The sequence below is a fragment of the Neptunicella marina genome (assembly GCF_014270035.1).
Classification (GTDB): domain Bacteria; phylum Pseudomonadota; class Gammaproteobacteria; order Enterobacterales; family Alteromonadaceae; genus Neptunicella; species Neptunicella marina.
The window spans coordinates 1-4,947 of record NZ_JACNEP010000034.1 but is presented as its reverse complement, the minus strand read 5'-3'; the positions used below and the strand labels follow the sequence as shown (position 1 = coordinate 4,947).

Annotated in this window: 4 protein-coding genes; 3 read left to right on the top strand and 1 reads right to left on the bottom strand. The window is 38.9% G+C overall.

The window, feature by feature from the left end; genetic code table 11:
* Positions 1–136: 136 nt before the first annotated feature.
* Positions 137–910, bottom strand: a complete 774-nt coding sequence (gene pssA, locus H8B19_RS18695; protein WP_186508657.1) for a CDP-diacylglycerol--serine O-phosphatidyltransferase — start codon at positions 908–910, stop codon at positions 137–139.
* Between the two features lie 155 nt (positions 911–1,065).
* Here pssA and xdp1 point away from each other — a divergent pair, with 155 nt between their 5' ends.
* The 3 genes from xdp1 to H8B19_RS18680 all read left to right on the top strand — a co-directional run.
* Positions 1,066–1,923, top strand: coding sequence for an exosortase-dependent surface protein XDP1 (gene xdp1 / locus H8B19_RS18690; RefSeq protein WP_186508655.1), 858 nt, complete (start codon positions 1,066–1,068; stop codon positions 1,921–1,923).
* Between the two features lie 65 nt (positions 1,924–1,988).
* Entirely contained in the window at positions 1,989–4,778 is a 2,790-nt protein-coding gene (gene prsT / locus H8B19_RS18685; protein WP_186508653.1) for an XrtA/PEP-CTERM system TPR-repeat protein PrsT, read from the top strand.
* An 81-nt stretch (positions 4,779–4,859) separates the two neighbouring features.
* A partial coding sequence (locus tag H8B19_RS18680) for a valyl-tRNA synthetase (RefSeq protein ID WP_186507450.1) occupies positions 4,860–4,947 on the top strand: 88 nt, incomplete at its 3' end.

Below are 4,947 nucleotides of genomic sequence, written 5' to 3'. Positions count from 1 at the left end.
TTTCTTGTCATCTCAACTTCGCCGCTGACCGTTGCCGTTCCCCGTCGAAGTGGCGCGCATTCTACGCATCTAACAAAATCGCGCAACCCTTTTTTTTAACTTTTTGTGCGTTTGCGCAGGTTTTGTACAAGCGAGATTACTTATCACTCTTTTCGGTGAAATCTGCATCATCTTCAGCATCACCAACAACGTGTTCAAGCTTGATATTAGGAACTGTTCTAAATGTATTAACCGGACCGGCAACTGCATAGAGCAGAAAAACAATAAACAATACTAACGCTGGTTCAGTCGCAACGATTACAAATACCAAAAGCACTAAAAGTAAAGCGACAAATGGGACCTTGCCATGCCAATTCAATTCTTTAAATGAATTGTATTTAAAGTTACTTATCATAAGTAACCCAGCAACCCCGGTTAACAAGGCAGCTAATATAGAATAGTCATTACCATTAATGTTATATTCAACACCTACCCAAACCATACCCGCAACTAAAGCGGCAGCAGCAGGGCTGGCTAATCCCTGAAAATAACGTTTATCTGCAATACCCAGTTGTGTATTAAAGCGAGCTAAGCGCAAAGCGGCACCGGCTACATATATAAAGGCAGCTAACCAGCCAAATTTACCTAGCCCCGTTAAAGCCCAATTATAAGAAACGATAGCAGGTGCAATGCCAAAAGAAACCATATCTGCCATCGAGTCATATTCAGCGCCAAAATCACTTTGTGTATTAGTCATGCGTGCGACACGACCATCTAATCCATCAAAAATCATTGCAACAAATATAGCTACAGCTGCAGATTCAAAATGCGAGTTCATCGATGAAACCACGGCAAAAAAACCTGAAAACAATCCTGCTGTTGTAAGTAAATTGGGTAAAAGATAAATACCTTTACGTTTGTTATCTGTCATATAAAGCTCCGTAAACTACTAACGATAAGATAACATACCTATAAGCACATACTCATCACTTATTCGATTCCTTTACCTTAGTTATTGCTGTTATTATAGTGTCAGTTATCTTTACAATTACTCCAAACAATCGTAGCAAATAAAGTCATAATCATTTGTTTAATATAGACTTTATTTATATGGAACATTTTTTGCTTTGTACTAAAGAGAAAGAAGTACTGAAGGTTGAGGTCGGGAATAAAATGAAAAAATCAATTTGGCTAGCAGCGATATGCCTGTTTACGAGTAATGCGTGGGCAGGATCTCAGACATGGGATTTTGGAGATGTTGATAGTAATGATTTCACTTGGTTTGGCGATGGCGGTGGAACACCAGATTGGGCAAATTATCTGACACTTACTCAAGATGGTATAAGTGTACAAATCATGGGATTATCCGATACAGACAATGGTTTCTATGAACCAGGAGTATTAGCATTTTACGGTGATACGTTAGGACTAAAAAACGATAAAGAGTACGAAGAAGGACAAACAGGTACGCCGGATCACTCTATAGACAGTTATCATGGTTACTTTGATGCCATCCTTTTATCATTTAGTGAAGAGGTTGACTTGGAAGGTTTTGGCATTGGGTGGGCATCAGAAAATTATTATGGTGGCTCCCAAGGACAAGCAGACATTTCAATTGCAGCTGCTCCTTCAAACTGGGGTAATAATGACTGGTTATCCGCCAGTAACTGGAATGCTGTAGCAAACTATAGCAATGTGGATGATTACAGCTACACAAGCATTGATAATTCGACAACAACATCAAAATATTGGTTAATCAGTGTTTACAATCCCGCTTTTGGAAATGATGGTTGGGAAGGGCTACAAGAAGGTTTTAAATTAGCTTCTTTTGGTACTAAAACTAGTCCCGGTGGTAAAACGACGGTACCTGAACCAGGGATTTTGGCCATATTTGCCGCAGGCCTAATTGCGATAAGCAGAAGATATAAGAAAAGCGCAAAATAATTTGCGCTTTTTTTTTGTTTTTCTTAGTGTACCTAATATTCCCACCTATATGTTGTTAAATCGATATGAACAAAGGATTGATGTTGAGTCTGGTGTTGTTTGCCACCTCAATTCAAAGCTATGCCATAGAATCAGTAAACCATTACGAAATGGCATTGAGAGCCTACAGCGAACAAAAAACTGAAGAAGCTTTTATTCATTTAAAAAACGCCCTACAGACAGATCCTTCGCATCTGCCGTCCAAACTTTTGCTAGCCAAAGTTTATTTTGATAATGGACTCATTGACGCCGCAGAAAAGGAAATGGAAGATGCTTTAAAGCTGGGGGCGGATATAAATCTTGTCCTCCCTATTTTAGGTAACAGCCTGATACTGCAAAAAAAGGTAGATGAATTACTGACCTACGAAGACCAATATTACAATTTATCTGATGAAGGTAAATTTGAGTGGCATCTTTTAAGAGGTCAGGCATATATCATTCAACAAGATTCTGAGCGAGCAGCCTTTGAATTTAAAGAAGCCCACCAACTTTTTCCTAACGATAGCAGGGCCAACAATACCCTGGCAACCTTGTATATCCGTACCGACTTTTTAGAGCAAGCCAACACCTTAATAACCCAGGCGCTGGCTGCAAATTCAAATGATGAAAAAGCCTGGTTATTAGCTGGTGAACTAGCTCTCAAACAAGCAGATAATCAACAAGCTCTTAAAAGCTTTGAGCAGGCGCATGCTTTAAGTCCTGAGGATCCAAAAATACTGCGAAGTTTAACCATGCAATATTTAACGATGGAATTGTTCGATAAGGCCAGCATCACTAATCAACAAGTTATTAAGCAAAGTCCTCAGGATCCCACAGCAAATCTAATTAAAGCATGGTTATTAACCAAAGATGGTAAGCAGGAAGAAGCCAAGTTAGTCTTAGCCGAAATTAGCCAGCATTTATCGCTCCTTGACCCTGAAAAGATGCTGTATGAACGCAATACCACCATGTTGCAAGGTATCGCAGAATTAATGCAGGGAAATCTGAAAAACTCACAAGCGTTATTGCTAAAACACATAGAACAAAGCAGTGGAGATCCAAATGCGCTGCTGCTACTTGTAAAAACTTACATAGAAACCGGTGAGCAATCTAAAGCGCTTGCATTGCTCGAAGACAAAAAGCGTACCGTAGTAAAAAATGCCAATCTGGGCATAATTTTAATTCAATTGTATTTTCAGGAAGACAACCTATTCCGAGCCGAACAAACGTTACAGGATTTAAAAAGTAATTTTCCTGAAAACCCGGAAATGGAATTAATTCAGGCACGCCTGTATCTGTTAAAAGATCAGCCAGAAATGGCACTAAACGCTATAAATAGCATTAAAGTAGCCAGCCCCAACTTAAGCCATCAATTATTAAAAGCCAAAATATTGTTAAAAAACAGGGAGCCTGAGCAGGCTGCAAAAATTTCTACCCAACTTCTGGAGCAATATCCTGATAATGTGGATGTAATGAATTTGCAGGCCGCAGTCTTACTAACGTCAGAAGAGTTTGACGCATCAAAAAAACTCCTCGATACGATCTTAAAACGCGCCCCTGACAACATCAGTGCGATTTTCAATCAATCCCTAATCGCTGAACATCAGGGAGATTTGGAACAGGCAAAGAAAGAGTTACAGAAAATTATTAATAAAATTCCAAATCATCGACAATCATTGCTAAAAATGTCAGAGCTGGCTGTTAAGTCCGGTGATCTAAAACAAGCAAAAACGCTAATTAATAAATTGCTTGCCTACTTTCCGGACAATACCGCAGCCAAACAAAAATTAATTGCTCTGTATATGATGGAAAGAAACTGGCCAGATGCCTTAATGGAAATCAGTAGACTAATTCAGAACGACAGATTAAACCCGGCACTTTTAATTCAGCAAGCCAATATTTACGCACAAATGCGTCGTTTTGATTCAGCATCATCAAACTACCGTTTGGTTTATGAGTTATGGATTGACTCCCCCAATCAATTACTTCAGCTAGCCACACAACAAGTTAAATCAAGAGACTATCAAGGCGCAACCAAAAGTCTCAATAAGGTACTGGAACTTGAGCCAGACTCGATCAATGCAAAGTTAGCCTTGGCTCGACTGGCCTTAACTGAAGGAAAAATAAAACAAAGTGAAGATATCTTAGCCTCGTTGCCTGCGAATAAACGTCAGACTTCCGATTATTTTGAGTTAAAAGGTGACATCGCTATCGCTAACAAAACGTTACCTAAAGCGGTTACTGACTATTTACATTCAATAAAATTAAATAACCTGCAACAAAGTGCTTTCTCGAAATTATATTTATTAACAGTTAAAGGTATAGGTTATCAGGACTTTATCGAAATTTCAGAAAACACTTTAAATGATAATCCTGACTTTTACTCATGCCGAAAGCTGCTAGCTGACGCTTACCTCAATCATCAGGATTGGAAGAATGCAGAAAAACACTACAGCCAATTGTTAAACGTTAAACAATTTTCTCATTCATCTGTGATATTGAACAATCTGGCCTATATCTATAGCCAGACTGATCTAACCAAGGCATACAAAACCGCTATGGAAGGATTGGAAAATGGCGGGAATAAAAATCCATCCCTTTTAGATACTCTAGGCTGGATTTTGGTTAAACAGGACAAGTTAAACGATGGCTTAAATTATCTTCGTCAGGCTTATGTGCTTGATTCCAAAAATCCGGAAACCCGCTATCACCTTGCCTATACGTTAGTTAAACTAGATAGAATTAGTGAGGCAAAAGATCACCTTGCTATTGCAGTAAAATCTAATCGCTATCCAGAATATCAGGATGCAATAAACTTACTTAAACAACTTGACTAAAAAAGGCGCCTTGGGCGCCTTTTTTATTATCTCAACTATATGTCCCGTCCTGAAATACGTTGACATAAAGAGGACTTCTTTATGACAACAGCAACTAATTCAAATCGTAAGCGTACTCAACGCGATTACACGATGGCTTTTAAATTAGGGGTCGTAGCACGTGTTGAAA

What these genes read in the sequence shown, in the direction of transcription:
- pssA (WP_186508657.1), bottom strand. Translation starts at nt 910, where the DNA reads ATGACAGATAACAAACGTAAAGGTATTTATCTTTTACCCAATTTACTT.
- prsT (WP_186508653.1), top strand. Translation starts at nt 1,989, where the DNA reads ATGAACAAAGGATTGATGTTGAGTCTGGTGTTGTTTGCCACCTCAATT.